This window comes from Flavobacterium sp. (genome assembly GCF_035195345.1).
Classification (GTDB): Bacteria; Bacteroidota; Bacteroidia; order Flavobacteriales; family Flavobacteriaceae; genus Flavobacterium.
This window is the reverse complement of sequence record NZ_CP136574.1, coordinates 515,104-540,094: the sequence shown is the minus strand read 5'-3', so window position 1 is coordinate 540,094 and position 24,991 is coordinate 515,104. Positions and strand designations below refer to the sequence as shown.

Here is a 24,991-nt window from a genome sequence, read left to right as displayed (position 1 = left end):
TAAATTTGTAGTTATAAATGAAATACAATGAATACTACAATAAACATACAAAATTTAAAATGTGGCGGTTGTGCTAACACTATCACAAAGAATTTAGCTCAACTAGAAGCTATTACTGAAGTAACAGTAAATGTTGAAGAAAGTTCGGTTTCTTTTGCTTATCCTACAGAGGAAAGGCTTATGGAAGTAAAAGAGAAATTAAAAACACTAGGATATCCTGAGGATGGCGAAGCAAATAATTTAGGTTCAAAAGCTAAATCGTATGTGAGCTGTGCCATTGGAAAAATGAGTTAGTTTTCAAAAAAAAGTGCTAATTTATTTTAAGTTTAGAATTTGACTTTTTTTAGTAAATTTTCAAGATTTTAAATTTGAAGTATAGTAATTCCTGAATTTTTATCTTTAAAAAGAAATCAACTCTTGTTAAATAATCTTTTTAATAACTCTTAATTTGTGAGTATGTCGATTGGTATCTGCATTGTATATTCCTAAATGGTCTAAACGATCTATTCTTACTTGACCAGAAGCATGAATGATGTAGTTATTTTCCATCATAATTCCAACGTGAATAATGTTGCCTTCCTCGTTATCAAAAAATGCTAAATCACCTGGTTCACTTTCTTCAATAAAACTTAGTGCTTCTCCTTGACTTGCTTGCTGTGAAGCATCGCGTAATAGTTTATATCCATTTAGTTTGTAAACCATTTGAGTAAAACCAGAGCAGTCAATTCCAAAAGGTGTTTTTCCTCCCCATAAATAGGGTGCATTCAAATACAAAAATGCGGTTTTAACAATTTCAGATTTTGGCTTTTCTCCACACACTTTAATTCCTTCAAAAGAATATTTATTAATGTTGATTTCCTCATTATCTAAAAAGGATAACGAAGCGCCTAGAGTTATTGAGGTTAATTGATTGGTTGGAGCAGTAATATATTCTACAAAGTCAGCATTTAAAACAATAGGAGTATTGTTTAAAATGGTATACTGTTGTTCAGTAATTGTTTGAAATTGTTTTGTGTCAATCCAACCGTTGTAGCCATCATAAGCCAATTCTACTTGCGCCCATTTGGCAGTCATTTCAATTATTTTAAAGTGTTCACCAAAGAGTAATTGCGAAACTTGTTCGCTTTTATCACTGGCTTCTGCTCTTATGGGTACTATGGCTAAATTACAAATTCCAAACATGTTGGTCGAAATAAAAAATGATGAATTAAGAATTTAATTACAAATGTAACTAAATTTCAAAATTCATCATTAGTAAATATAAATAAATTATGCTTTTTCAATTACAATTGCCGAAGCACCACCACCGCCATTACAAATTGCGGCAGCACCAATTTTAGCATTGTTTTGTTGTAATACATTAATTAATGTTACGATAATTCTTGCACCAGAGCATCCTAGAGGATGACCTAAAGAAACTGCACCACCGTTTACATTGATTTTATTATTGTCTAATCCTAAGATTTGCGCATTAGCTAATCCAACCACAGCAAAAGCTTCATTGAATTCAAAGAAATCAACATCAGCAACGGTTAAACCAGCTTTGTCTAATGCTTTTGGTAAGGCTTTTGCAGGCGCTGTTGTAAACCATTTTGGTTCTTGAGCTGCATCAGCGTATGATTTTATGTAAGCTAAAGGAGTTAATCCTAGAGATTGTGCTTTTTCTTCACTCATTAAAACCATTGCAGCAGCCCCGTCATTAATAGTAGATGCATTTGCAGCAGTTACAGTCCCTTCTTTAGTAAATACAGCTGCTAAAGATGGGATTTTATCTAATTTTACATTAGTGAATTCTTCGTCTTTAGAAACTATGATAGCGTCACCTCTTCTTTGAGGAACTTCAACAGTAACAATTTCTGCATCAAACTTGCCAGCTTCCCACGCAGCCGCAGAACGCTCATACGATTGAATTGCGAAGTTATCTTGCGCTTCTCTTGTGATATTGTATGTAGCAGCACATAAGTCAGCAGAAACACCCATAGCGTTATTGTCGTATGCATCTGTTAAGCCGTCCTTTTGCATTCCGTCTACTAAAGAAGTTGGACCGAATTTTACGCCATTTCTTAAATGAACATAATGCGGAATTAAACTCATGTTTTCCATACCACCCGCTACTACGATTTCAGCATCTCCAGCGATAATTGCTTGAGCTCCTTGCATCACAGCTTTCATACCACTAGCACAAACTTTATTTATGGTAGTACAAGCAACACTTTCAGATAAACCAGCATATAAAGCGGCTTGTCTAGCAGGAGCTTGGCCGTTTCCAGCTTGAACTACATTACCCATTAATACTTCGTCAACTAATTTAGGGTCTAAATTGATTTTATTTAAAGCGCCTTTGATGGCAGCAGCACCTAACTTAGTTGCAGGTACACTAGATAAAGCTCCCATGAAACTTCCAATTGGAGTTCTTACGGCAGAAACGATAACTACTTTTTTGTTCATGATAGAAAGGTTTTTTATTTGAATTGCGAAATTACTATTTTTATTCGAATTTTGATAAAGAAAACACTATAATTCTTCCTTAAAAAGGAAATGAAATTGATTTTTAATAATTAAAATGGATTTCTACTATTTAGACTTTATTTTTGATTTTCTATGAAATGCGAATTATTCCTGAATTTTTAATCATTGTTATTGCATTGACTATTAGTGCTTTTAAAATTTATATTAAAAAAATATTAAAAAATCTCTAATAATAGTTGTATATTAAGGAATGAAAACATAAATTTGCAACCGCAAAAAGATAAGTTCTTACAGAATAATAGGAGAGGTGCCGGAGTGGTAACGGAGCAGATTGCTAATCTGTCGACGGGTAACCGTCGCCAGGGTTCGAGTCCCTGTCTCTCCGCTTTTTTTGTTTTCGGGGTGTAGCGTAGCCCGGTTATCGCGCCTGCTTTGGGAGCAGGAGGCCGCAGGTTCGAATCCTGCCACCCCGACGATAACAATTTTAGGTTGCGTAGCTCAGCTGGATAGAGCAACTCACTTCTAATGAGTAGGTCCCAGGTTCGAATCCTGGCGCGATCACAAAAAAGCCTTGCATTTGCAAGGCTTTTTTGTTTTTAGTAGTTTCTTGTAATTTTTTTTTTGGTAAAAAGTTTAATAGATTTGAGTATATAAACAGATTGTAGTTTCTTATTAATTAACGCAAATGAAAAATATTAATTTTTTTAAAACAATAATATTCATATTTATTCTTTCTACTAACTATTTATTTGCTCAACAAAAGCAAAATTTCAATCATTTAATTTTGACAAAAGTTGGTTATTTAAATAAAGATCAAACCCTCGATTCAATAGTAGTTAAACAAGATACTATAGATATATATAAACCTTACAGGTTAGAAATTTATCTTACCAATAAAAACGAAGGTAAGTTTTTATCAATATCTAGAGATAAAGCTATTACTCCAGATTGTTATCAAGGAATTAATGGTTTACACTGTGAAAAAAAATTTTCTGATATAGAAATTATTGACAATGTATTTATAATTAAGCATATTACTGCAAATGTAAAAAGTGAGTATTCATTTCAGCTTAGAGGGAAAAAGTTTAAGCTAATTAAATATAATTTAATCAAAAGTGATACTAATGGAAAAGTATATTATGAAACCATAAATTTTAATAATAATTTAAGAAGAATTAAAGCGATAAATACTCTAGATAATACTATCCTCTATGATACTGAATATCGAATAATATTTAATTCTAGAAACTTAAATAATTTTTCTTTAGATCCAAAACATTAACATTGTTTATTAAAAGTTAAGATTTTTTTACATTATTGGTTTTTGTTTTCAATGATTCTTATACAAATTCTCTTTTAATTACATAATCTTTAGAGGCGTTTGAAAATTGAATTCTAACTAATGAAATGGAACTGTTTTTTTAATTCTTCAAAAATTGTTTTTGGTAAAATATAAATATATTATTTATTTTTTTATTTTTCTAGATTTATTATTCATTTAATATATTGTATACAAATAAATACATCACAAAATCTCTTCCACATGCTTTTTAATATTAGAAGCAATTTTTGTCATCGGTAAATCGTTCGCGTCGTTGCCAAATGGGTCTTCGATTTCTTCGGCAATTAATTCTAAACTCGCTAACACATAAAAGATGAAAATCACCACAGGAATTACATAGTAGCCCAAACTAAATACAAATCCGAATGGTAAGGTCATCACAAAAAAGAAGATGAATTTTTTGATAAACGAACTATACGAGTAGGGAATAGGCGTGTTTTTAATACGCTCGCAAGCACCACAAATATCGGTAAATGATTGTAATTCTGAATTGATGATAAAAAATTGGTCACCTGTAATTTTTCCAGATTTATACAAATCATTCGCTTTTTGAAACAACATTTTTGCTACTTGATTTGGTCTGTGTTTGTGATGATCCATTTCTAAATCTAAGCCATCAAACAACATTTTGCTTACTTCTTCATTTAATAAATGTTTAGAAAGTACTGAAGCATAAGCAGGAATTACTTTTCTAAAAAAAATTCTATCATTTTCATCAGATAAATAGGCTGAAAATTTCAAAGCGAGGTTTCGACTATTATTTACTAAGGCGCCCCATTGTTTTCTACCTTCCCACCAACGGTCGTAAGCGGTATTGGTTCTGTAAGCTAATAATAACGACAATACGAAACCAACTGTTGTATGCATTACGGTTAGGTTTTTAACATAACTACTTTCGGAAAGATTCCAATATTCTAACTCTAAATAGGCGATGCCTCCTGCATAAAATCCAATGAAAATCATCATCGGAATCAACTGACGAAAGGTGTCTGATTCGTGAAAACGGAAGATGAATGTAATCCAGTCTTTTGGGTTGTATTGAACCATTTGTAAGTAAAAAGTTTAAATATATTAATTTAATTGTAAAGTGCCTGCTAATTCTTTTAGGTTAATTTCGGAAAGTTTGGTTACATATTGTGCATTTGAATACCGAACGGCAGCTTCTACAAAATTTTGTTGTGCGGTTCTGAATTCGATAGTGGTTATGGTTCCAATTTTGAATTTAGCTAAGGTGATATCTAAGTTTTGTTTGGCGATTTCTAGGTTTTTTTCTTCCATTTTTACCAACTCTAAATTGGTTTGATAACTGTTAAACAAGGAAGCTAATTGTGAGTTTAGCGATAGTTTTTGCTGTTCTAAAAGTAAACCTGCATTTTCCACTTGATATTTCGCTACTTTTTCGTTTTTGTTTTGAAGAAAGCCATTAAAAATGGGTATGGTAGCTGTTACTCCATAAACAAAACCTTGCCCAGAAGATTGCGTGATGAATCCCAAAGAAGCTTCTGAACGCGTGAAATTGTAACCCGAAGTAATTCTAACCGTTGGATAACGATTGCCTCTGACTTGTTTCAAATTCAAATCGGCTACTTTTTTAGTCAGGATTTGCGCTTGCAATTGTGGATTTTGTTTTTCGGCGGTTGCTTTCAATTCGTTGAAATCTAAATTTTGTTCCAATGAAATTTCTTTTGCTACTTTAAAATCGGTTTGTGTATCGCGCACTAATAATTCGTTCAATCTAATTTTACTGATTTTGATAAGTTCTTGTTGTCTTAATTGTAAACTCAAATCGCTATTCAAATCTACTTGGGCATTCAATACTTCTAATTTAGAAGCTTTTCCAATACTAAAACGATTTTGAGCAGTAGTTACTCGTTGGTTTGAAATCACAATCGCCGTATCAATCGAAGCTAAAACTTGTTGTTGTTGCACCAAATCGAAATAGGTGGTATACACATCGCTAATTCGGGTTAAAATTGCAGTTTGTAATTCGGCTTTTCCTTGTTCTTCTAAAACGTTTAATTGTTCTTTTCGGGCAAACATACTCAACCCATCAAAAATAGTCCAGTCTAAACCCACGCCATAGGTTAAGTTCATGTTTTTGGCTCCGTCTAATTCACGAACGGTTCCATCGCCTTGTGTTTGTTTGGTATCTAACTGACTGTTATTGTTGGTGAAATTTGCATTCAACGATGGCAACATTCCAGCATTTGCTAAATTGTTATTGGTGGCATCAATTTTGGAATTATTATCCGCAATTTTAATATCGTAATTGTTTTCCAAAGCAATTTTTACAGCATATTCAAGCGAAAGTAATTCTTGTGCTTGCGCTGAAAATCCAATGATGAAAAGGAATACTATTTTATATAACTGTTGCATACTATTATTTCTCTAAAGCGTCTAAATTATCAAATTCTGGTCGGTGTTTTTTAGCTCTTGACCACATTAAATAAATGGCTGGTATTACAAATAAAGTTAAGATTAATGAAAACATCGTTCCGCCCACAATTACAACTCCCATTCCCATTCTACTTGCTGAAGCTGCTCCAAGTGATAAAGCTATTGGTAAAGCTCCTAAAGCGATGGCTAAACTGGTCATTAAAATTGGTCGTAAACGCGCTTCTGAAGCCTCTAAAATGGCATCGTATTTCGATTTTCCTTGTTCTCGAAGTTGGTTCGCAAATTCGACAATCAGAATTCCGTTTTTGGTAACGAGTCCAATTAACATCACGGTTCCAATTTGACTAAAAATATTCCATGTTTGCCCAAACAACCAAAGCGAAAATAGCGCTCCAGCTACTGCCATTGGTACGGTTAAAATGATGATAAATGGATCAATAAAACTTTCAAACTGAGCCGCTAAAATCAAATAGATTAATAACAAAGCTAAGCCAAAGGCGAAAGAAGTATTTGAACTACTTTCTACGAAGTCACGCGATTCTCCACCTAAATCAGTTGTAAAGGTATCGTCTAATACTTTTTCTTTGATTTCGTCCATAGCGTTGATACCGTCAATCATACTTTTTCCGGGTGCTAAACCAGCAGAAACCGTTGCCGACATGTAGCGATTGTTATGAAATAATTGTGGTGGATTACTTTGTTCTTCTACCTCAACTATGTTGTCTAATTGAATTAATTCACCCGCTTTGTTTTTCACGAACATTGAAGTCAAATCCAAAGGAGCATCTCTATCTTTTTCATCAAATTGTCCAATGACTTGGTATTGTTTTCCATTTTGCGTGAAATAACCAAAACGTTGTCCGCTTAACGATAATTGTAAAGTTTGCGCCACATCTAAAACTGAAATCCCTAAACTTTCTGCTTTTTCACGATTAATCGTTACGTTGATTTCTGGTTTATTGAATTTCAAATTCACATCTACATTCGAGAAAGTTTCATTTTTACTCGCTTCTTCCATGAATTGCGGAATCTTTTCTCTTAATTTTTCAAAATTAGGCGCTTGAATGATATATTGAATGGGTAAACCACCACGTCTGTTCACCGAAATAGTTGGTTGCTCGGAAACATTTACTTTCGCTTGCGGATATTTTTTCGCCCATTTGTTCAAATCATCTACCACTTCTTTTTGCGACTTTTCTCTTTCACTTGGGTCCACCAATGCCAAACGAACCCTTCCAGCATTTACTGATGAAGACATAAAACCTGGTGAAGTAATTACTAATGCCACTTTCTTTTCAGGAATGGAATCATTAATCAATTTTGATAACTCATCCATGAATTTGTCGGTGTATTCAAAAGTAGCACCTTCGGGAGTTGTAACACTCACAACTCCTAAACTACGGTCATCATAAGGAGCAGTTTCTTTTGGAAGAATAGCAAAGAATAACACAATTAATCCAATACAAACTCCGATAATTGGAAAACTCAACCATCTTCTTTTTAAGAAATTAGTTAATGAATTCGCATATCCTTTATTCAGATTCACAAAAAATGGCTCAGTAAATTCATAGAATTTGGTTTTCTTTTGTTCGCCACCTTTCATTAAATACGCATTCAACATAGGTGTTAAGGTCAACGATACGAAGGCGGAAATCAATACAGCAGCACCAATGACAACACCAAACTCTCGGAACAATCGTCCTACAAAACCTTCTAAGAAAATAATCGGTAAGAATACTGCAGCTAAGGTTACCGAAATAGAAATTACTGCAAAGAAAATTTCGTTGGAACCTTTAATAGCCGCTTCAATTGGCGACATACCTTCTTCTACTTTTTTGAAGATATTTTCTGTTACTACAATTCCGTCATCTACTACTAATCCTGTGGCTAAAACAATGGCTAAAAGTGTTAATACATTGATGGAAAAGCCACACAAATACATGATAAAAAACGTAGCAATCAACGAAACCGGAATATCAATTAATGGTCTAAATGCAATTGACCAATCTCTAAAGAATAAAAAGATAATAATAATTACTAAAACAATTGAAATGGCTATGGTTTCCGCTACTTCAATTACTGATTTTTTGATAAAAAGAGTATTGTCTAGTGCAATATCTAATTTGATGTCACTTGGTAAATCTTTCTTTAATTTTTCCACTTCGGCATAAAACTGTTCCGCAATTTCTAAATAATTGGTTCCAGGTTGTGGAATAATTGCCACCGCCACCATTGGATTTCCTGATTCGGTAAACTTAGTTTCTAAATTTTCAGAAGCTAAAACGGCATAACCAATATCACTTAATCGAACGGTTTTATTCGCATCAGCTACTATGATAATATCATTAAATTCTTTTTCAGTAGATAAATTCCCAAGGGTTTTTACCATTAATTCGGTATTGGCACCTGTCAATTTTCCCGAAGGCAATTCCACGTTTTGTTTGTCCAAAGCATTTCGAACATCAGCCACCGTGATTTCGTAAGCATTTAATTTGATGGGATCCATCCAAATTCGCATCGAATAACGTTTTTGTCCCCAAATTTGCACACTACTCACGCCTGGAATCGTTTGCATTCGCTCGGAAATTACGTTTTCAGCATAATCACTTAATTCTAAAGCATTTCTAGATTGACTCTGAACGGTCATCGAAATAATAGCATCTGAATCGGCATCTGCTTTTGCTACAACGGGTGGTGCATCGATATCTTGTGGTAAGCTTCTAACGGCTTGTGAAACTTTGTCACGCACATCGTTGGCAGCTTCTTCTAAATTTTTTTCTAATTTGAATTCGACCGTAATATTACTCGAACCTTGGTTACTTGAAGAGGTAATATTTCGAATTCCATCAATAGAGTTAATGGCTTTTTCAAGTGGTTCGGTGATTTGTGATTCTATAATTTCGGCATTAGCGCCTGTATAATTGGTTCGCACATTGATAACAGCTGGGTCAATCGATGGGAATTCACGAACACCTAAATAACTATAGCCTAAAATACCAAAAAGTATAATTAATAAATTGATTACAATGGTAAATACGGGTCTTTTTATACTTATAGTAGATAAACTCATTTGTAAGTGGGAAGTTAGAAGTTAGAAGCTGGAAGTTTAGATTGTTTTACTTTAACTTTAATTTCGGCTTCTTCTTTTAGAGCCATAACGCCAGAAGTTAGAATTGTATCGCCAGATTTTATACCTTGTGTAACGATAACGTCTTTTTCTGTTCGAGCAATGGTTTCAATTTTTACTTCTTTTGCTTTTCCATTGTTGGCAATATACACCACTTTTCCATCTTGAACAGGAACAACTGCTTCGGAAGGAATTTGAATCGCACCTTTTATATTTTTCAATGGAAGTTCAATAGTAGCGAATGTTCCCGCTAATAATTTTCCATTTGGATTTTCGGCAATCGCTCTGATTTTTAGCGTTCGAGTGGAAGTTTCAATCTCAGGTTCGATAGCGTAAATTTTAGCTGTGAATTTTTCAGGATTATTTGGAATCGTAAATAGAATAGGTGAGTTGTTTTCTACTTCTGAAGCATATTTTTCAGGAATTGAAAAACTTATTTTTACTTGATTTGCACTTACTAATTTAGTGATTAGCGTAGTTGGAGTTAGATACGTTCCAGGAGAAATATTTCGCAATCCAATTTTTCCCGAAAAGGGAGCTTTTAGAGTTGTTTTAGCAATTTGCGCTTGAATTAATTGCGTTTGCGCTTTTAAACTTCTGAATTCGGCACTTGCAATATCGTATTCTTCTTGACTAATGGCTTCTTTTTGTAATAATAGTTTAGCTCTTCTTTCATTTTCTGAAGCTAAACTTTGACGGGTTTGAGCTTGCGAAAGTTGGGCACGTAATTCGATATCATTTACTTTTAATAAAACTTGACCTTTGCTCACATTGGTGCCTTCTGTAAAATATATTTTCTCTACGATTCCAGAAACTTCACTTCTTATTTCTACATTTTCATTGGCTTCAATAGACCCTGAAAGCGAAATGGTATTCGCAAAATTAGTTTCTGAAACGACTATAGCATCGACCATCATAGGTGGTTTTTTATCTCCTTTTCCACCGCCTTTTTCAGATTCTTCACTATTTTTTGTAATTCGATATCCAATTAAACCTAAAAGAGTTAAAGTAATTAACGTGATGCTTATAGTTTTTATTTTCATAATATGATTTGATTCTTATTGATGTTGCTACAAAGTTAGCTTTTACAGCATAATTTCAACTCAAACTTACGATTTATTTAACATAGTTGTAGGTACAAATGTTGGAAAAATTTAAAAGTTTAGTTGTTTAAAAGTTTAAAAGGGGAAATGTTTTAAAAAGAACTAACTAATATAGTTCCAAATAGTTTTCTTCTTGCTTAATTCGATAAAAGCTTCACGTAGTTTTGCATGTTCTGGTTTTTCCATTGGCGCATCGTCTTTTAAGAGTTTGATAGCATGATGACGTGCTAATTGCAAAATATCTTTGTCTTTAACTAAATCAGCAATTTGAAGGTTTAAAACGCCACTTTGTTGTTTGCCCATGATATCACCCGGACCACGTAATTTTAAATCGACTTCTGAAATTTCAAAGCCATCATTCGTACGAACCATCGTTTCCATACGGATTTTACTATCGTTGCTTAGTTTGTGACTTGTCATTAAGATGCAATAACTTTGTTCGGCACCTCGACCCACACGACCGCGTAACTGATGCAATTGTGATAACCCAAAGCGTTCTGCACTTTCAATCACCATTACGGAAGCATTTGGTACATTCACACCAACCTCAATTACAGTCGTTGCAACCATAATATTGGTTTTTCCTTCTGAAAATCGTCGCATTTCTTCATCTTTATCAGCTGGTTTCATTTTTCCGTGAACAATGGAAATAGAATATTGAGGTAAAGGAAAATCCCTTGAAATACTTTCGTAACCATCCATCAAATCTTTGTAATCCATCTTCTCCGATTCTTGAATTAACGGATATACAATGTACACTTGGCGCCCTTTTGCAATTTCATCTTTTAAGAATTTCCAAACCTTTAAACGATTACTATCATAACGATGTACGGTTTGAATAGGTTTTCTTCCAGGTGGCAATTCATCTATTACGGAAATATCCAAATCGCCATATAAACTCATGGCTAAGGTTCGTGGAATAGGGGTGGCGGTCATGACTAAAACATGAGGAGGAACATCATTTTTCTTCCAAAGTTTTGAACGTTGTTCAACACCAAATCGATGTTGTTCATCAATAATCGCTAAACCTAAATTATGAAATTGTACTTTGTCTTCTAATAAAGCATGAGTTCCAATCAAAATATCTAAAGTGCCGTTTTCTAAAGCTTCATGAATAATTTTTCTATCTGCAGTTTTGGTTGAACCAGTTAATATTTTTATATTGATATTCAGTTGTTTTGCTAATTCGGTTATTCCGTTAAAATGTTGGTTGGCTAAAATTTCGGTTGGTGCCATTAAGCAACTTTGAAATCCGTTATCTTTTGCCAAAAGCATACACATTAACGCTACAATTGTTTTTCCAGAACCCACGTCGCCTTGCAATAAACGATTCATTTGAGCGTTGCTTCCTAAGTCGTTTCTAATTTCTTTTAAAACACGTTTTTGCGCATTCGTTAAATCGAAAGGCAAATGGTTATTATAAAAATCTGTGAAGTTTTCACCTACGCGCTCAAAAGGCATTCCTTTTATTTTATGTTTCCGAATAAGGTTCTTTGTAATCAACTGCAGTTGAATGAAAAACAATTCTTCAAACTTCAATCTGAATTGCGCTTTTGCCAACAAATCTTGACTCTTTGGAAAATGAATATTGAATAAAGCGGCATTTTTAGGAATTAACTTCAATTCGTCTAATAGATAATTCGGTAAATTTTCCGAAAACATAGCTTCGGTTTCTACAAACAATTGTTGTATCATTTTATTAATGACTTTGTTTGAGACCCCTTTGTTTCCTAGTTTTTCAGTGCTTGGATAAACGGGTTGCATGGCTGAACGAAGACTCGCTTTGTGTTCTTCTAATAATTCCATTTCGGGATGCGCCATGTTGTAGGTAGCTCCAAATTGGCTTACTTTTCCAAAAACCACATAGGGTGTATTAATTTTGATGCTTTCGCGAATCCATTTTTGACCTTGGAACCAAACCAATTCCATTTGACCTGTATCATCCACAAAAGTGGCGACTAATCTTGATTTTCCTTTGCCTTGTTCTATGGTTTTGATATTGATTATTTTCCCTACAATTTGAACTTCTGAGTTGCTGTTTTGTAGTTCGTTAATTTTATAATAACGCGTTCTATCAATGTAGCGATTTGGGAATAAATTTAGTAAATCTACATACTTATGAATGCCCAACTCCTTGCGCAATAAATCGCCACGCTGAGGACCAACGCCTTTGAGATATTCTATGGGAGTTTCGAGTAGGTTCAATTTGAATTATACTATCAATTTAATATTATAAACACTAAAAAATAAATTGATTACATTTTTTGAATTAATGTCTAAAAATTATTAAGCGAAGATAGTTATAAATTCTAAATTTTATTCTTTTATAAATTTATAGGTATCATTTCCAGTTTCTGAAATTATTTTAATTAAATAAATTCCATTTTGAAAACTAGAAACATCAATATTTGTTTCATTATTCAATAATGAACAAGTAAATAGTTTCTTACCTATTATTGAAAATATTTCTACTTTTTGCTTTGTATTTTCTATGTTTAGGATAGTTAATTTGTCTGAAACAGGATTTGGGAAAAATTTAATTTTTGAACTTTTTTGAAAATTTGTATTTGCTAATGAAGCTTCTTGATATACCCTTACATAATCAATCTCCATAGTAGATTGAATAAAGTTTGCAGGTACATTTGACAGGATTGCTATATTTAATAAGATATATTGTTCCGCATCAAAAGGCCAAGTAAATTGGTTTTTTATTAATGGCTCATAGGTTAGATGATTAATGCCATCTACACTTAGTGTTATTCTTTCATTACTCCATTCAAGCGCATAAATATGGAAATCACTTGTTACCCCTTCTTTATATTGATAATTTGCGACGTATTCATCTACTGATAAATTACCATTTATTGGATGATGAACTGCGCTTGAAATGACATTAGAACCCCAGTATTCCATAATGTCTATTTCACCACAGGCTGGCCAAGTCACAGAACCATATCCATTTAATTGCCAATACGCTCCTAACTCGTTAATGTTTTTGCCTAACATCCAAATGGCAGGCAAAGTTCCATTTCCCTCAGCTAATTTTGCACGTACTTCTACGCGACCATATTTAAAAGCAAATTTTGAATTCAATCGTGCAGAAGTAAATTGTTTGGTGATTCCTTGATTTGTATATGCTTCCCGTCTCGCAACAATCTTTAAAGTACCATTACTAACATAAGAATTATCAACACGGTTTGTATAATGTTGTTGTTCATTGCCAAACCAACTAGTACCCATTGGAAATTGAGTTTGTTGAAACCAATTTAAATAATTTATTGCTCCATTTCCATCAAATTCATCGCTCCAAACCAAGTTATTATTAATTGATGCTGCTCCTTCATAGGAGAAATCATCAATGTAAGCCATTACGTTTGAGTTGTTGTTTTCTCCATTTATCTGAATTAATACTCGATTAAAATCTGAACGATTTAATGGGTTTTGTGAATTTGAATCAAAATTAATAAAAGCATCTGTAGCAAAGTTAAAGGAAATGGTTTGCCATTGATTTAAAACGATAGGCTTAATAATTTCACATTGAGTTGACCAAGGTGTTGCTGATGAACCATTTTGAAGCTTTAATGCAATTTGATTAGGCTGATTTCCTGTTATTTCGGCTGATGAAACATAAATTTTTAGCGAAAAAACGCTACTTGTAGCTAAATTAAAACTAAATCCCGCATCAAAACCAATATTGGCATATTGACCGCCAACGTCAGTGTACTTTAAAACTTTTACAGAAGAATTTATACCAGAGGGATGTGGGTTATTAAAATTAGTATCAATCAAGCAATTGTCTCCAAACCAAGATGCTATAGTGCTATTTCCCTCAAAGTTGTCTTGTGAAACTTGTGTTTGTGAAAATAAACTTACTTGAGAAAATAAAAGTAATAATGAAATATTGGTGCGCATTATATTTTTTTCAAAAATAATTATTTTTTTTTGATAAGGTAAATTCTTGACCTTTACTAAAACTATACAATAATAAATTTTTAGTAAATTATATTTCTAACAAAATCAATTAATATATTTGTATGTAATTGATTTTTATTTATGCGCTATATTTTTCTTTTTTTATCCATTCTTACTTTCTCTCAGCAAACAAAATCGGTTGATTTTATCAGTTGCGAAGCCTTATTGTTTCCCGATGCTAAAACTAAATCAATATCAGGAACGGTTCATTATTTATTCGAAATCAAGAATAATATTGATTCTGTAAAAATAGATGCAAAAAACATGATATTTTCAGCGATTTATATAAATGATAATACTAAATTTAAGTACAAGATCACAAATGACCAAATAATTTTATATGATGGACTTAAAAAAGGGTTAAACGGAATTACAATTAAATATGAGGCAAAACCCAAGCAAACTCTTTATTTTACGGGAGAAAGAGAAAATCTTCAAATTTGGACACAAGGCCAAGGAAAGTACACGAGTCATTGGTTGCCAAGTTTTGACGATGTGAATGAGAAAGTGATATTTAAATTAGGTGTTTATTTTGATCAAAAACATCATGTTTTATCTAATGGTAAACTTATAAATAAAATAAATCAAAAATTTCCAAACGAAAAAAAAACATTGTGGGAATATGAAATGCAAAAACCCATGTCTTCTTATTTAGTCATGCTAGCCATTGGAAATTTCGAAAAGCAAACTGCAACCACTAAATCAGGAACACTTTTAGAATTTTATTTGGATAAAAAAGATATTTCAAAATTTAAACCAACGTATCGCTATTCTCTAGAAATGTTCGATTATTTGGAACAAGAAATAGGCGTAAAGTATCCTTGGGGCATTTACCGACAAGTTCCAGTTCGTGATTTTTTGTATGCTGGAATGGAGAATACGACTTCTACGATTTTTGCACAAGATTTTGTAGTAGATGAAATAGGTTTTAACGACAGAAATTATATAAATGTCAATGCGCACGAGTTAGCACATCAATGGTTTGGTGATTTGATTACGGCGCAATCTGGAAAACACCATTGGTTGCAAGAAGGTTTTGCAACGTATTATGCTTTATTGGCGGAACGTCATTTGTTTGGTGATGATTATTTCTACGAAGAATTAAACGATTATGCCGAACAATTAAAACGTGCTTCCAAAACTGATACAATTCCAGTAATGAACGAAAAGGCGAGTTCGTTATCGTTTTACAAAAAAGGGGCTTGGGCGTTGCATGTGATTCGAGAAGACATTGGAGCAAAGAATTTTCAAAAAGCAGTTAAAAAATATTTAAAGAAATACCAATATAAAAACGTCAATACAGATGATTTTTTGAAAATCGTGAAAGAAGTTTCAGGTTATGATGTTGAGAATTTCAAAAAGGTTTGGTTAGAAACGGCTGGATTTGAAATGGAAATAGCTCAAAAATATCTATCTAAAAACAAATTCATTCAAGAGTATTTTGCTTTAAAGAAAAGTAAAAAATCGTTATCAGAACTAACAGAAATTTTAAAATCAAATGCCTATTATCCGATTAAACAATACATCGTATATCAAACACGAAATATTCCTTTTGAAGAGCGCAAAGTCATTTTAGAAACCGCTTTAGCCACAAATGATATTTTGGTAAGAAGAGCGGTTGCCGAATCCACACCAATAATTCCAGAAGTTTTTAAAACGCAATATGAAACGTTACTAAATGACAATTCGTATCAAACGAAAGAAATTGCATTGATTAATTTATGTGAAAGTTTTCCAGAAGAGGTTGAAAAATATTTGAAACAAACAAAAGGTATTGAAGGTAATAATGATAAAAGTTTAAAATTAACTTGGTTGAAATTAAAAATACTAAAAGGTCAAAATTCAAGATTCGATCAAGAAAATAGTATTGATGAATTACTAAAATATGCTTCTGTAGATTTCGAAAGTTCAATTCGTCAAAATGCTTTAGAAATTTTGTTAGTGGTTAATTATGAAAATCCTAAAGTAATCGAAGCTTTATTTTTAGCTACGAATCATCACAAATGGCAGTTTACCAAGTTTGCTAGAGATAATGTTCGTTTACTACTTAAAAAACCAGAATACAGAAACATTGTTGAAAAATTAGTAGCAAATTCAAATTCAACTATTAAAGAATTGTATACAAAGTTTTTGAACGAGAAATTTTGATTAAACATTACACTTTAGATTTCATGAAAGCTATTGATAAGCAAAACGTTATGCATTATTAATAAAAAGTCATTATTATTAGAAATGTTGCTTATTCATTAAATAATTATGTTTTATCTAAAGGATACTAATAAAGTAAAAATTTATTTTAAAAGAAATAATAAAAATTGTCAACAATTCTAATTCCTATGCAAATCAATTGGCAAATAGTTCGCTTACAACTAAAAGAAACGTTTTCAATTAGTTACGGAAGTTATACGTTTAGAGAAGGCTTAATCATCTTGCTTTCTAAGAGCGGAAAGACAGGTTATGGCGAATGTACAGCAATTGATTATTACGGAATTAACTTGTCAGAATTCACTCAGAAATTAGCCGAAATTCAAACCCAAATTGAAAAACAATCCATAAATCATCCTTCCGAATTTTATGCTTTTTTGGAAAGTTTACAATTGCATTCTTTTTTACGTTCGGCTTTAGATTGTGCGTATTGGGATTTATTTGGAAAATTAGAAAATAAGAGTTTCTTAGAATTAAATTTGATAGAAGTAAAACAATTAGCCGAATCTTCCATCACAATAAGTGTCGCACCCATCGAAGAACAATTGCAAAAAATCGCAAAATCCGATTGGAATAAATTTAAAGTAAAATGGAATCATTGCGATGAAAAAGCGTTGGATTTATTACTGAATTGTGAAAAAGAAATCGCTTTAGATGCGAACGGAAGTTTTTCAATTTCCGAATGTCAGCAATTGGAAGAAAATCCGTCATCTGCTCAATTTACTTACATTGAACAACCCATGAAAACTGGAATTTCAAATTATTCCCATTTGAATGCATCTAAATTTGCGAATTGGATGGCCGATGAAGATTGTCAAGAACAAACCCAACTTTCCGATTTAAAATCGCATTATAAAACCATCAACATTAAATTAGTTAAAACTGGAGGATTAACTCCAGCTTTGGAACTAATTAAAGAAGCACGAGCAAATGATTTCAAAATCATGATAGGATGCATGACCGAATCTACTGTAGGAATTTCAGCCGGAGCTGTTTTAGTTCCGTTAGTAGATTATGTGGATTTAGATGGCGCGAATTTAATTGCAAACGACATCGCTTTCGGAAGTACCATTGAAAAAGGTAAAGTGCTGCTTTCGGAGAAAGTTGGGTTAGGAATTTCCTTGAAATAATATAAAGCCGTATTTTCGCACTATAATTCACATTAAAATGAGTAAAGTAGTATTAATTACAGGTGGTTCATCAGGAATTGGAAAATCAATTGGAGAGTATTTGCATCAAAAAGGTTTTATGGTGTATGGCACGAGCCGAAATCCTGAAAAAATCACGAATTCGATATTTCCATTAGTAGCTTTGGATGTTCGCGATAAGCAAAGTATTGTAAATTGTGTTGCTGAAGTAATTCAAAAATCTGGTCGATTGGATATCGTAATTAATAATGCTGGAGTGGGAATTACAGGTCCTATTGAAGAAATTCCAACGGAAGAAATCCGAAATAATTTCGAGACGAATTTATTTGGTCCAATAGAAGTGATGAAAGCGGTTTTACCTCAAATGCGTGAACAAAAATCGGGTTTAATCATTAATATTACTTCAATTGCAGGTTATATGGGATTGCCTTATCGTGGCATTTATTCCGCTTCAAAAGGCGCTTTAGAATTAATAACCGAAGCCATACGAATGGAAGTAAAGTCATTCGGAATCCAAATTACCAATGTAGCTCCAGGCGATTTTGCTACTAACATTGCAGCAGGACGATATCATGCGCCGGTATTGAAAGGTTCAGCTTACGAAGTTCCTTACGGAAACACCTTAAAAAAAATGGATTCGCACGTGGATAGCGGAAGTAATCCAAACGAAATGGCAGAAGCTATTTTTGCTATCATCCAAACAGATAAACCAAAAATACATTATAAAATTGGGGCTTTCATGCAAAAATTCTCTATAGTTTTAAAACGCATTTTACCAGATACGGTTTATGAAAAAATGTTGATGAATCATTATAAGTTGTAACTACTTTTTAAACATTTTTAATATTACAATTGCGTGAGGAAAAGTTATTGAGGCTAATAAAGAAAAGAATAAGGCATCAAAAACCACCAAATCTTTCGCTACAAAATATAGTATTGTAATTCCAATAAGAGATAGTAACCAATATAAGAATGCGGTTTTAACGTATTGTTTAAAATTATGAAAACTATATTTACCGTATAGAAATATAATTTGATCATTTAGCGACGGGATACTGTGCCAAAAAATAAAGTATATAGTGAAACCCCAAATCAAACTAGAACTTTTAAATATAACACAAAGTAAAACAAGATAGAATAATTGTTCTATTAGATGTTTTTTAAAATCAAGATGTTTTTTAGTCATCAAATAAGAAAGTAAAACTAAAAACATTCCTGTTGTAATTAAAAAAGTTTCATAGGCAAATGCTATTAATTGAATTCCTGTAATCTCAAAAATTATTTTTGTTACTTCTTCCGCATTTATGTATAATAAGATTGATAATATAAATAGACCATACAGTAATTCAAAAGGTTTTTTATATCTACTAGCATTTTGAATTAACGATTCCCAATGCTGTTCACCAAAATGATAACCACTAACCAACACAAATAAAAGCAAGGCTAAAACTGGTATTAATGTAAATAATACAGCTGAAACTATAACGATTACTATGTAAGAAGCAATAATTTTGAAAAAAGTTATTTTTTTACGATTTTCAATTTGATTAATTAGTACCAAATCATTAGCACCATGTAAAATTCCGAAGGTAAAAATCAAAATAAAGCCAAAAATTAATTGGTTTCTATCTGATAAATAAGAAGTTAGCCAAAGCCCTGCAAAGCTTGTTATGATTGATATTTTACTCATTTCTAATCGATTTTAATTAATTTTGTTTAATAATTTTTAAAAAATAATCAACAAAAATTTTTTTATTCTGTTTAATTTTTTATAAATTTACTTAAACAAACTAATTTAAACTATATTATTATGACAAATTTAATGTTTCTTTTATCTAGTGTAACAAAAATGTTACCTAATGATTATGTGGGATTTACCTTTTTTATTGGAAGCATGGCTATGATGGCTGCTTCAGCATTTTTCTTTTTATCATTGAACCAATTTGATAAAAAGTGGCGTACTTCAGTATTAGTTTCAGGATTGATTACTTTTATTGCTGCGGTACATTATTTTTACATGCGTGATTATTGGAATGCATTCCAAGAATCACCAACGTTCTTTAGATATGTTGATTGGGTATTAACTGTGCCTTTGATGTGTTTAGAGTTTTATTTGATTCTAAAAGTAGCTGGTGCTAAACAAAATTTATTGTGGAAAATGATTTTCTTTTCAATAGTTATGTTGGTAACTGGATATTTTGGAGAAACAATTTTTAGTGATCAAGCTGCTTTATGGGGGTTCATCTCTGGTTTAGCTTATTTTGCAATTGTTTACGAAATTTGGTTTGGTGAAGCTTCTAAACTTGCTGCCGCAGCGGGTGGAAATGTTTTAGCTTCTCACAAAATTTTATGTTGGTTCGTATTAGTAGGTTGGGCAATTTATCCATTAGGTTACATGTTAGGAACTGATGGTTGGTACACAGATTTCTTAGGAAAAGGAAGTGTAGATGTAGCTTATAACATTGCTGATGCAATTAACAAAATTGGATTTGGATTGGTTATATACAATTTAGCTGTAAAATCAACTTCAAACGAAAAGGCTTAGTTCTATTTTTTAGTTTTTGGTTAGCCGCCTTATTTTATGAGGCGGTTTTTTTATTTTATTATTTTTTTCTGATTTTGATTTCTTACTTTTGCATTTCAAAACAACACACAATACTTTAAAATTTAAAAAGGATGAAATTTTTTATTGACACAGCTAATTTAGAGCAAATTAAAGAAGCACAAGAATTAGGAATTTTAGATGGCGTTACTACAAACCCATCGTTAATGGCTAAAGAAGGCATTACAGGAAAAGATAATATTCTAAAACATTACGTTGATATTTGTAACATTGTTGACGGAGATGTAAGTGCAGAAGTAAATGCAATGGACTTAGAAGGTATGATTAGAGAAGGTGAGGAGTTAGCTGACTTACACGAACAAATTGTAGTGAAATTACCTATGACTAAAGAAGGTGTAAAGGCATGTAAATATTTCTCTGATAAAGGAATTAAAACCAATGTAACCTTAATTTTCTCTGCTGGTCAAGCTTTATTAGCTGCAAAAGCGGGAGCAACCTATTGTTCACCTTTCTTAGGTAGATTAGATGATGTTTCTACAGATGGTTTAAACTTAATTGATGAAATTCGTCAAATTTATGATAACTACGGCTTTGAAACGCAAATTTTAGCAGCTTCTGTTCGACACACAATGCACGTAATTAACTGTGCTAAAATTGGTGCTGATGTTATGACAGGTCCTTTATCATCAATTACTGGATTATTAAAACATCCTTTAACTGATATTGGAATTGCTCAGTTTATTGCAGATTACGAAAAAGGAAATAAATAATTTTCCTAAACTAGATAAAAAAAAAGCGTTCTGAAATTTCAGAACGCTTTTTTTTATGTTTGGTATTTTCTTATTTCAAATTCTGTTCAAAATTAACATCAAACAAATTGGCAAAACCATTCTTAATGGTTCCGTCTGAATTTAAGATGATAATTCTATGAATTTTAGTAATTACCCACTGTTTTCTGATGGTTTCAAAGTCAACAGCGTGTAATTCTTTAATGCCTTCAAAATTGTATTTTTTCAACGAATTTTGCCAATTCATTGCGTTATCATTTACATTCACAGCCACAAAATCATATTCAGGATATTTTACTTTTAAATCACTAATTTTCTTGTGTGAGGCTATAAAATGTGATTCAGCATGACTCGTCCAAAAAAGTAAAATAGTTGGTTTAGTAATAATAGTATTAATATCTACGGGTTTATTTTCAGTATTTACTAATTCAATAGTTGGTAATCGATTCCCAACTTTTAAATTCTGTACAGAATTATATATTTCACTAATTTCTTTTTTGTTTTTTGAATCGGTTGTTAATTGTAAGTAGCGTTCAATAAATTTTTGATTGTTGTACATGTTTTGATCTTCTAACAAGTACATCATGGCAACATTGTTCAATACTACATTTTTTACTTTTTGATTTTTAATTAAAGTATCAGTGATGTTTAATTTCTCAATATTGTTTTCTAATGAATTTTCATCTAAATCTAAATGATCTTTTTGTAAGGAAACGTTATTCAACATAACACTTACATATTTTACAAAAGGAGAATAATTTGTTAATAGTGCGTTTTCAAAATCAACATTTTCTCTGTGCTCATAATAGTTAGAAGGTAATTTTGTTCTTATGTTCTCACCTGTTCTAAATTGGTGAGCGTAGGGATAAATTTCTTTTTTTGTAATGTGATGAAAATCTAATGAAGCTTTTGCTACCAAATCAAAATTTTCATCCCATCCAATTTCTGCTTTGCGTTTTAGATAAAATGATTTACGAATAGCGTAACTAGAATCAATATTTTTTATAAAACTTTTTACATCTTTATCGAAATTATCATACATCATAGATCGATCGGCTTCGTTTTTTAAAAACAATTCCATTAAAAAGTTATTCTTTTCATCTCCACGACCACAAAAAACAATAGAATTGTCAAATTCAAGAGTGTTGATTCTAACCATTAAACTGTCATTCTTATCAAAATAAACATATTGATATTCTGGATTGTGTTTAAAAGTATATAAGCCTGGCGTTAATGAATCAAATTTATGCATGAAGCGATTGTTTTTGTCAAGATAAATGGTATCAATGACTTCATCATCTTTTAAAAACAAAACGTATTTTTCTTGAGGGTTTAATACTTCTCCTCCAAAGTAGGCAACAAAATTATCCTCTTTAAAAACCTTTTTGCAAGAAGTTAAAGAAGTAAAGAGTACTATAGATAGAGGTAAAAAATATTTAATGTAATTCTTAATCATTCAATTGATTATTGATTTCTGAACAAATGTATTAGTTATATCCAAATCTTGTTGTTAAGGTACAGTTAAAATAAATCTATTTTTAATTCTAAATTAAAGTGTTCAAAAATCTACTATTTTTAGTACTTTTGCAACAGTTTTATAAAAAAATACAAAAATGTTAACAGTTTCAAATTTATCGGTTCAATTTGGGAAACGAATTTTATTCGATGAAGTAAATACAACGTTCACACAAGGTAACTGCTACGGAATCATTGGAGCCAATGGTGCAGGGAAATCTACCTTTATGAAAATCATTGCAGGTGAAATGGAACCAACGTCTGGTAGAGTTATTCTTGAACCAGGAAAACGTATGTCGGTTTTAAACCAAAATCACAACTTATTTGACGAACACACTGTTTTAGAAACAGTTTTAATGGGAAATAAAGTATTGCATGCAATCAAAACAGAAATGGATGCTTTATATGCTGATTATACCGATGAAAATGCCAACAGAATTGGCGAATTGCAATTGCAGTTTGACGAAATGAATGGTTGGAATGCAGAAAGCGATGCTGCAACAATGCTATCTAACTTAGAAATTGGTGCAGAATATCATTATACTTTAATGGCTGATTTGGATGGAAAATTGAAAGTTCGTGTCTTATTAGCACAAGCTTTATTTGGAAATCCAGACGTATTGATTATGGATGAGCCTACCAATGACTTGGATTTTGAAACCATTGGTTGGTTAGAGAATTTCTTAGCGAATTATGAAAATACGGTTTTAGTGGTTTCGCATGACCGTCACTTTTTAGATGCGGTTTGTACGCACGTTTCAGATATTGATTTCGGAAAAATCACACATTATTCTGGAAATTATACGTTTTGGTACGAATCTTCGCAATTAGCGGCACGTCAAAAAGCACAACAGAATAAGAAAGCTGAAGAGAAAAAAGCTGAATTAGAAGAATTTATCCGTCGTTTTAGTGCGAATGTGGCAAAATCGAAACAAGCTACTTCTCGTAAAAAAATGATCGAAAAATTAAATTTAGACGAGATTAAACCTTCAAGTAGAAGATATCCAGCCATTATTTTTGATGTAGAAAGAGAAGCGGGAGACCAAATATTAAATGTACAAGATTTAGCAGCTTCAGTTGATGGAGAAACTTTGTTTAAAAATGTAGATTTAAACATGGCTAAAGGTGATAAAATTGTAGTTTTCTCTAAAGATTCGAGAGCAACTACTGCTTTTTATGAAATTTTAAACAATAAAATGACTCCAGATTCTGGAACATTTGATTGGGGAATCACTACAACACAATCCTATTTACCAGTTGATAATCATGAATATTTTGATGGTGTAGATTTAAACTTGGTAGATTGGTTACGTCAATGGGTAAAAACCGAAGAAGAACGTGATGAAGTTTATGTTCGTGGATTCTTAGGAAAAATGATTTTCTCAGGAGAAGAAGCCTTGAAAAAATGTAACGTTTTATCGGGTGGAGAAAAAGTGCGTTGTATGTTGTCGCGTATGATGATGATTAGAGCAAATGTTTTAATGTTAGATGAACCAACAAATCACTTGGACTTAGAATCGATTACAGCTTTTAATAATTCCTTAAATAATTTCAAAGGTTCAGTATTGTTTACTACACATGACCACGAATTTGCGCAAACCGTAGGAAACAGAATCTTAGAATTAACACCAAATGGCGCCATCGACAGATACATGACATTTGATGAATATTTAGAAGATGACAAAATCAAAGAATTAAGACAGAAAATGTATTCTTAATATCATTCCCGTTGCTAGTTTTAGTAACGGGATTTTTTTTATAATACGATTGCTATTAGAAATTTAAATTCTAAATTTGTACAAACAACACATCATGAGTCAAAAAGTTTTGCTCACTTCAAAAGAAGTACACATTATTTTGCATCGATTAGCTTGTCAACTAATTGAAAATCATTTAGATTTCTCAAATACTATCTTAATCGGTTTACAACCTCGAGGCAAATTTTTAGCCGAAAGAATCAAACAAATTTTAGAATCAGAATACCAAGTTTCTAATATTCAATTGGGATTTTTAGACATTACGTTCTTTCGTGATGATTTCAGAAGAGGCGAAAAACCTTTAGAAGCCAACAAAACCCAAATCGATTTTTTAGTAGAAGATAAAAAAGTGGTTTTTATTGACGATGTTTTATATACCGGGAGAAGTATCAATGCTGCTTTAACCGCTATTCAATCTTTCGGAAGACCATCAGAAGTAGAATTATTGACTTTAATAGACAGAAGATTTAGTCGTCATTTGCCCATTCAACCGGATTATAGAGGAAGACAAGTAGATGCCATAAATAATGAAAAGGTATTAGTAAAATGGCTTGAAAACGATGGAGAAGATGCAGTTTACTTAATTACAAAATAAGTTTTTCATC

The 24,991-nt window shown here is 32.0% G+C and carries 19 protein-coding genes and 3 tRNA genes; 12 read left to right on the top strand and 10 right to left on the bottom strand.

Annotation, left to right across the window (positions count from 1 at the left end; translation table 11 throughout):
* Positions 1–27 precede the first annotated feature (27 nt).
* Positions 28–294, top strand: coding sequence for a heavy-metal-associated domain-containing protein (locus tag RSE15_RS02575; RefSeq protein WP_324069424.1), 267 nt, complete (start codon positions 28–30; stop codon positions 292–294).
* Between the two features lie 126 nt (positions 295–420).
* On the opposite strand, the gene RSE15_RS02570 is transcribed toward RSE15_RS02575, so the two are convergent.
* A complete protein-coding gene (locus tag RSE15_RS02570) occupies positions 421–1,182 on the bottom strand; it encodes a C40 family peptidase (RefSeq protein WP_324069423.1) in 762 nt (253 codons plus the stop codon).
* Between the two features lie 87 nt (positions 1,183–1,269).
* Complete coding sequence (locus RSE15_RS02565) at positions 1,270–2,448, bottom strand: acetyl-CoA C-acyltransferase (RefSeq protein ID WP_324069422.1); 1,179 nt, start codon at positions 2,446–2,448, stop codon at positions 1,270–1,272.
* 322 nt (positions 2,449–2,770) lie between these two features.
* Between RSE15_RS02565 and RSE15_RS02560 the strand changes: the two genes are divergently transcribed.
* The 4 genes from RSE15_RS02560 (at position 2,771) to RSE15_RS02545 (ending at position 3,751) form a co-directional block, all read left to right on the top strand.
* Positions 2,771–2,854: transfer RNA gene (locus RSE15_RS02560), tRNA-Ser, on the top strand.
* Positions 2,855–2,867: 13 nt separating this feature from the next.
* Positions 2,868–2,942, top strand: a tRNA-Pro gene (locus RSE15_RS02555).
* Positions 2,943–2,956: 14 nt separating this feature from the next.
* Positions 2,957–3,030 (top strand) — tRNA-Arg (locus tag RSE15_RS02550).
* A gap of 124 nt (positions 3,031–3,154) precedes the next feature.
* Complete coding sequence (locus tag RSE15_RS02545) at positions 3,155–3,751, top strand: hypothetical protein (protein WP_324069421.1); 597 nt, start codon at positions 3,155–3,157, stop codon at positions 3,749–3,751.
* 243 nt (positions 3,752–3,994) lie between these two features.
* On the opposite strand, the gene RSE15_RS02540 is transcribed toward RSE15_RS02545, so the two are convergent.
* The 6 genes from RSE15_RS02540 to RSE15_RS02515 all read right to left on the bottom strand — a co-directional run bounded on the left by RSE15_RS02540 (position 3,995) and on the right by RSE15_RS02515 (position 14,350).
* Positions 3,995–4,858, bottom strand: a complete 864-nt coding sequence (locus tag RSE15_RS02540; protein ID WP_324069420.1) for a bestrophin family protein — start codon at positions 4,856–4,858, stop codon at positions 3,995–3,997.
* 24 nt (positions 4,859–4,882) lie between these two features.
* Complete coding sequence (locus tag RSE15_RS02535) at positions 4,883–6,187, bottom strand: TolC family protein (protein WP_324069419.1); 1,305 nt, start codon at positions 6,185–6,187, stop codon at positions 4,883–4,885.
* Positions 6,188–6,191: 4 nt separating this feature from the next.
* Positions 6,192–9,278, bottom strand: coding sequence for an efflux RND transporter permease subunit (locus RSE15_RS02530; RefSeq protein WP_324069418.1), 3,087 nt, complete (start codon positions 9,276–9,278; stop codon positions 6,192–6,194).
* A 14-nt stretch (positions 9,279–9,292) separates the two neighbouring features.
* Positions 9,293–10,378: an efflux RND transporter periplasmic adaptor subunit gene (locus RSE15_RS02525; protein WP_324069417.1), complete on the bottom strand. Its 1,086-nt coding sequence runs from the start codon at positions 10,376–10,378 to the stop codon at positions 9,293–9,295.
* Positions 10,379–10,540: 162 nt separating this feature from the next.
* Entirely contained in the window at positions 10,541–12,643 is a 2,103-nt protein-coding gene (gene recG / locus RSE15_RS02520; RefSeq protein ID WP_324069416.1) for an ATP-dependent DNA helicase RecG, read from the bottom strand.
* A 111-nt stretch (positions 12,644–12,754) separates the two neighbouring features.
* Entirely contained in the window at positions 12,755–14,350 is a 1,596-nt protein-coding gene (locus tag RSE15_RS02515; RefSeq protein WP_324069415.1) for a family 16 glycosylhydrolase, read from the bottom strand.
* A gap of 141 nt (positions 14,351–14,491) precedes the next feature.
* Between RSE15_RS02515 and RSE15_RS02510 the strand changes: the two genes are divergently transcribed.
* The 3 genes from RSE15_RS02510 to RSE15_RS02500 all read left to right on the top strand — a co-directional run bounded on the left by RSE15_RS02510 (position 14,492) and on the right by RSE15_RS02500 (position 18,586).
* Positions 14,492–16,558: a M1 family metallopeptidase gene (locus tag RSE15_RS02510; protein WP_324069414.1), complete on the top strand. Its 2,067-nt coding sequence runs from the start codon at positions 14,492–14,494 to the stop codon at positions 16,556–16,558.
* Between the two features lie 167 nt (positions 16,559–16,725).
* Positions 16,726–17,745, top strand: a complete 1,020-nt coding sequence (locus RSE15_RS02505) for an enolase C-terminal domain-like protein (protein ID WP_324069413.1) — start codon at positions 16,726–16,728, stop codon at positions 17,743–17,745.
* Between the two features lie 37 nt (positions 17,746–17,782).
* On the top strand, positions 17,783–18,586 hold the full coding sequence (locus RSE15_RS02500; protein WP_324069412.1) for an SDR family oxidoreductase: 804 nt from the start codon (positions 17,783–17,785) through the stop codon (positions 18,584–18,586).
* Here RSE15_RS02500 and RSE15_RS02495 read toward each other — a convergent pair whose 3' ends face one another.
* Positions 18,587–19,453, bottom strand: a complete 867-nt coding sequence (locus RSE15_RS02495) for a Brp/Blh family beta-carotene 15,15'-dioxygenase (RefSeq protein ID WP_324069411.1) — start codon at positions 19,451–19,453, stop codon at positions 18,587–18,589.
* Positions 19,454–19,573: 120 nt separating this feature from the next.
* Here RSE15_RS02495 and RSE15_RS02490 point away from each other — a divergent pair, with 120 nt between their 5' ends.
* On the top strand, positions 19,574–20,308 hold the full coding sequence (locus tag RSE15_RS02490) for a bacteriorhodopsin-like (RefSeq protein WP_324069410.1): 735 nt from the start codon (positions 19,574–19,576) through the stop codon (positions 20,306–20,308).
* Between the two features lie 131 nt (positions 20,309–20,439).
* Positions 20,440–21,096 (top strand): fructose-6-phosphate aldolase, encoded by a 657-nt coding sequence (fsa, locus tag RSE15_RS02485; protein WP_324069409.1) that lies wholly within the window; start codon positions 20,440–20,442, stop codon positions 21,094–21,096.
* 70 nt (positions 21,097–21,166) lie between these two features.
* Here the strand turns inward: fsa and RSE15_RS02480 are convergent, their stop codons facing one another.
* Complete coding sequence (locus RSE15_RS02480; RefSeq protein WP_324069408.1) at positions 21,167–22,570, bottom strand: TlpA family protein disulfide reductase; 1,404 nt, start codon at positions 22,568–22,570, stop codon at positions 21,167–21,169.
* A gap of 157 nt (positions 22,571–22,727) precedes the next feature.
* Between RSE15_RS02480 and RSE15_RS02475 the strand changes: the two genes are divergently transcribed.
* Both RSE15_RS02475 and pyrR read left to right on the top strand, forming a co-directional pair.
* Positions 22,728–24,347 (top strand): ABC-F family ATP-binding cassette domain-containing protein, encoded by a 1,620-nt coding sequence (locus RSE15_RS02475; RefSeq protein ID WP_324069407.1) that lies wholly within the window; start codon positions 22,728–22,730, stop codon positions 24,345–24,347.
* Between the two features lie 94 nt (positions 24,348–24,441).
* Positions 24,442–24,981 (top strand): bifunctional pyr operon transcriptional regulator/uracil phosphoribosyltransferase PyrR, encoded by a 540-nt coding sequence (pyrR, locus tag RSE15_RS02470; protein ID WP_166236036.1) that lies wholly within the window; start codon positions 24,442–24,444, stop codon positions 24,979–24,981.
* Positions 24,982–24,991 lie beyond the last annotated feature (10 nt).

Excerpts from the sequence above, each read along its gene's own strand:
- RSE15_RS02575 (WP_324069424.1), top strand. The coding sequence starts at position 28 with ATGAATACTACAATAAACATACAAAATTTAAAATGTGGCGGTTGTGCT.
- RSE15_RS02570 (WP_324069423.1), bottom strand. The coding sequence starts at position 1,182 with ATGTTTGGAATTTGTAATTTAGCCATAGTACCCATAAGAGCAGAAGCC.
- RSE15_RS02565 (WP_324069422.1), bottom strand. The coding sequence starts at position 2,448 with ATGAACAAAAAAGTAGTTATCGTTTCTGCCGTAAGAACTCCAATTGGA.
- RSE15_RS02545 (WP_324069421.1), top strand. The coding sequence starts at position 3,155 with ATGAAAAATATTAATTTTTTTAAAACAATAATATTCATATTTATTCTT.
- RSE15_RS02540 (WP_324069420.1), bottom strand. The coding sequence starts at position 4,858 with ATGGTTCAATACAACCCAAAAGACTGGATTACATTCATCTTCCGTTTT.
- RSE15_RS02535 (WP_324069419.1), bottom strand. The coding sequence starts at position 6,187 with ATGCAACAGTTATATAAAATAGTATTCCTTTTCATCATTGGATTTTCA.
- RSE15_RS02530 (WP_324069418.1), bottom strand. The coding sequence starts at position 9,278 with ATGAGTTTATCTACTATAAGTATAAAAAGACCCGTATTTACCATTGTA.
- RSE15_RS02525 (WP_324069417.1), bottom strand. The coding sequence starts at position 10,378 with ATGAAAATAAAAACTATAAGCATCACGTTAATTACTTTAACTCTTTTA.
- RSE15_RS02515 (WP_324069415.1), bottom strand. The coding sequence starts at position 14,350 with ATGCGCACCAATATTTCATTATTACTTTTATTTTCTCAAGTAAGTTTA.
- RSE15_RS02510 (WP_324069414.1), top strand. The coding sequence starts at position 14,492 with ATGCGCTATATTTTTCTTTTTTTATCCATTCTTACTTTCTCTCAGCAA.
- RSE15_RS02500 (WP_324069412.1), top strand. The coding sequence starts at position 17,783 with ATGAGTAAAGTAGTATTAATTACAGGTGGTTCATCAGGAATTGGAAAA.
- RSE15_RS02495 (WP_324069411.1), bottom strand. The coding sequence starts at position 19,453 with ATGAGTAAAATATCAATCATAACAAGCTTTGCAGGGCTTTGGCTAACT.
- RSE15_RS02490 (WP_324069410.1), top strand. The coding sequence starts at position 19,574 with ATGACAAATTTAATGTTTCTTTTATCTAGTGTAACAAAAATGTTACCT.
- fsa (WP_324069409.1), top strand. The coding sequence starts at position 20,440 with ATGAAATTTTTTATTGACACAGCTAATTTAGAGCAAATTAAAGAAGCA.
- RSE15_RS02480 (WP_324069408.1), bottom strand. The coding sequence starts at position 22,570 with ATGATTAAGAATTACATTAAATATTTTTTACCTCTATCTATAGTACTC.
- RSE15_RS02475 (WP_324069407.1), top strand. The coding sequence starts at position 22,728 with ATGTTAACAGTTTCAAATTTATCGGTTCAATTTGGGAAACGAATTTTA.
- pyrR (WP_166236036.1), top strand. The coding sequence starts at position 24,442 with ATGAGTCAAAAAGTTTTGCTCACTTCAAAAGAAGTACACATTATTTTG.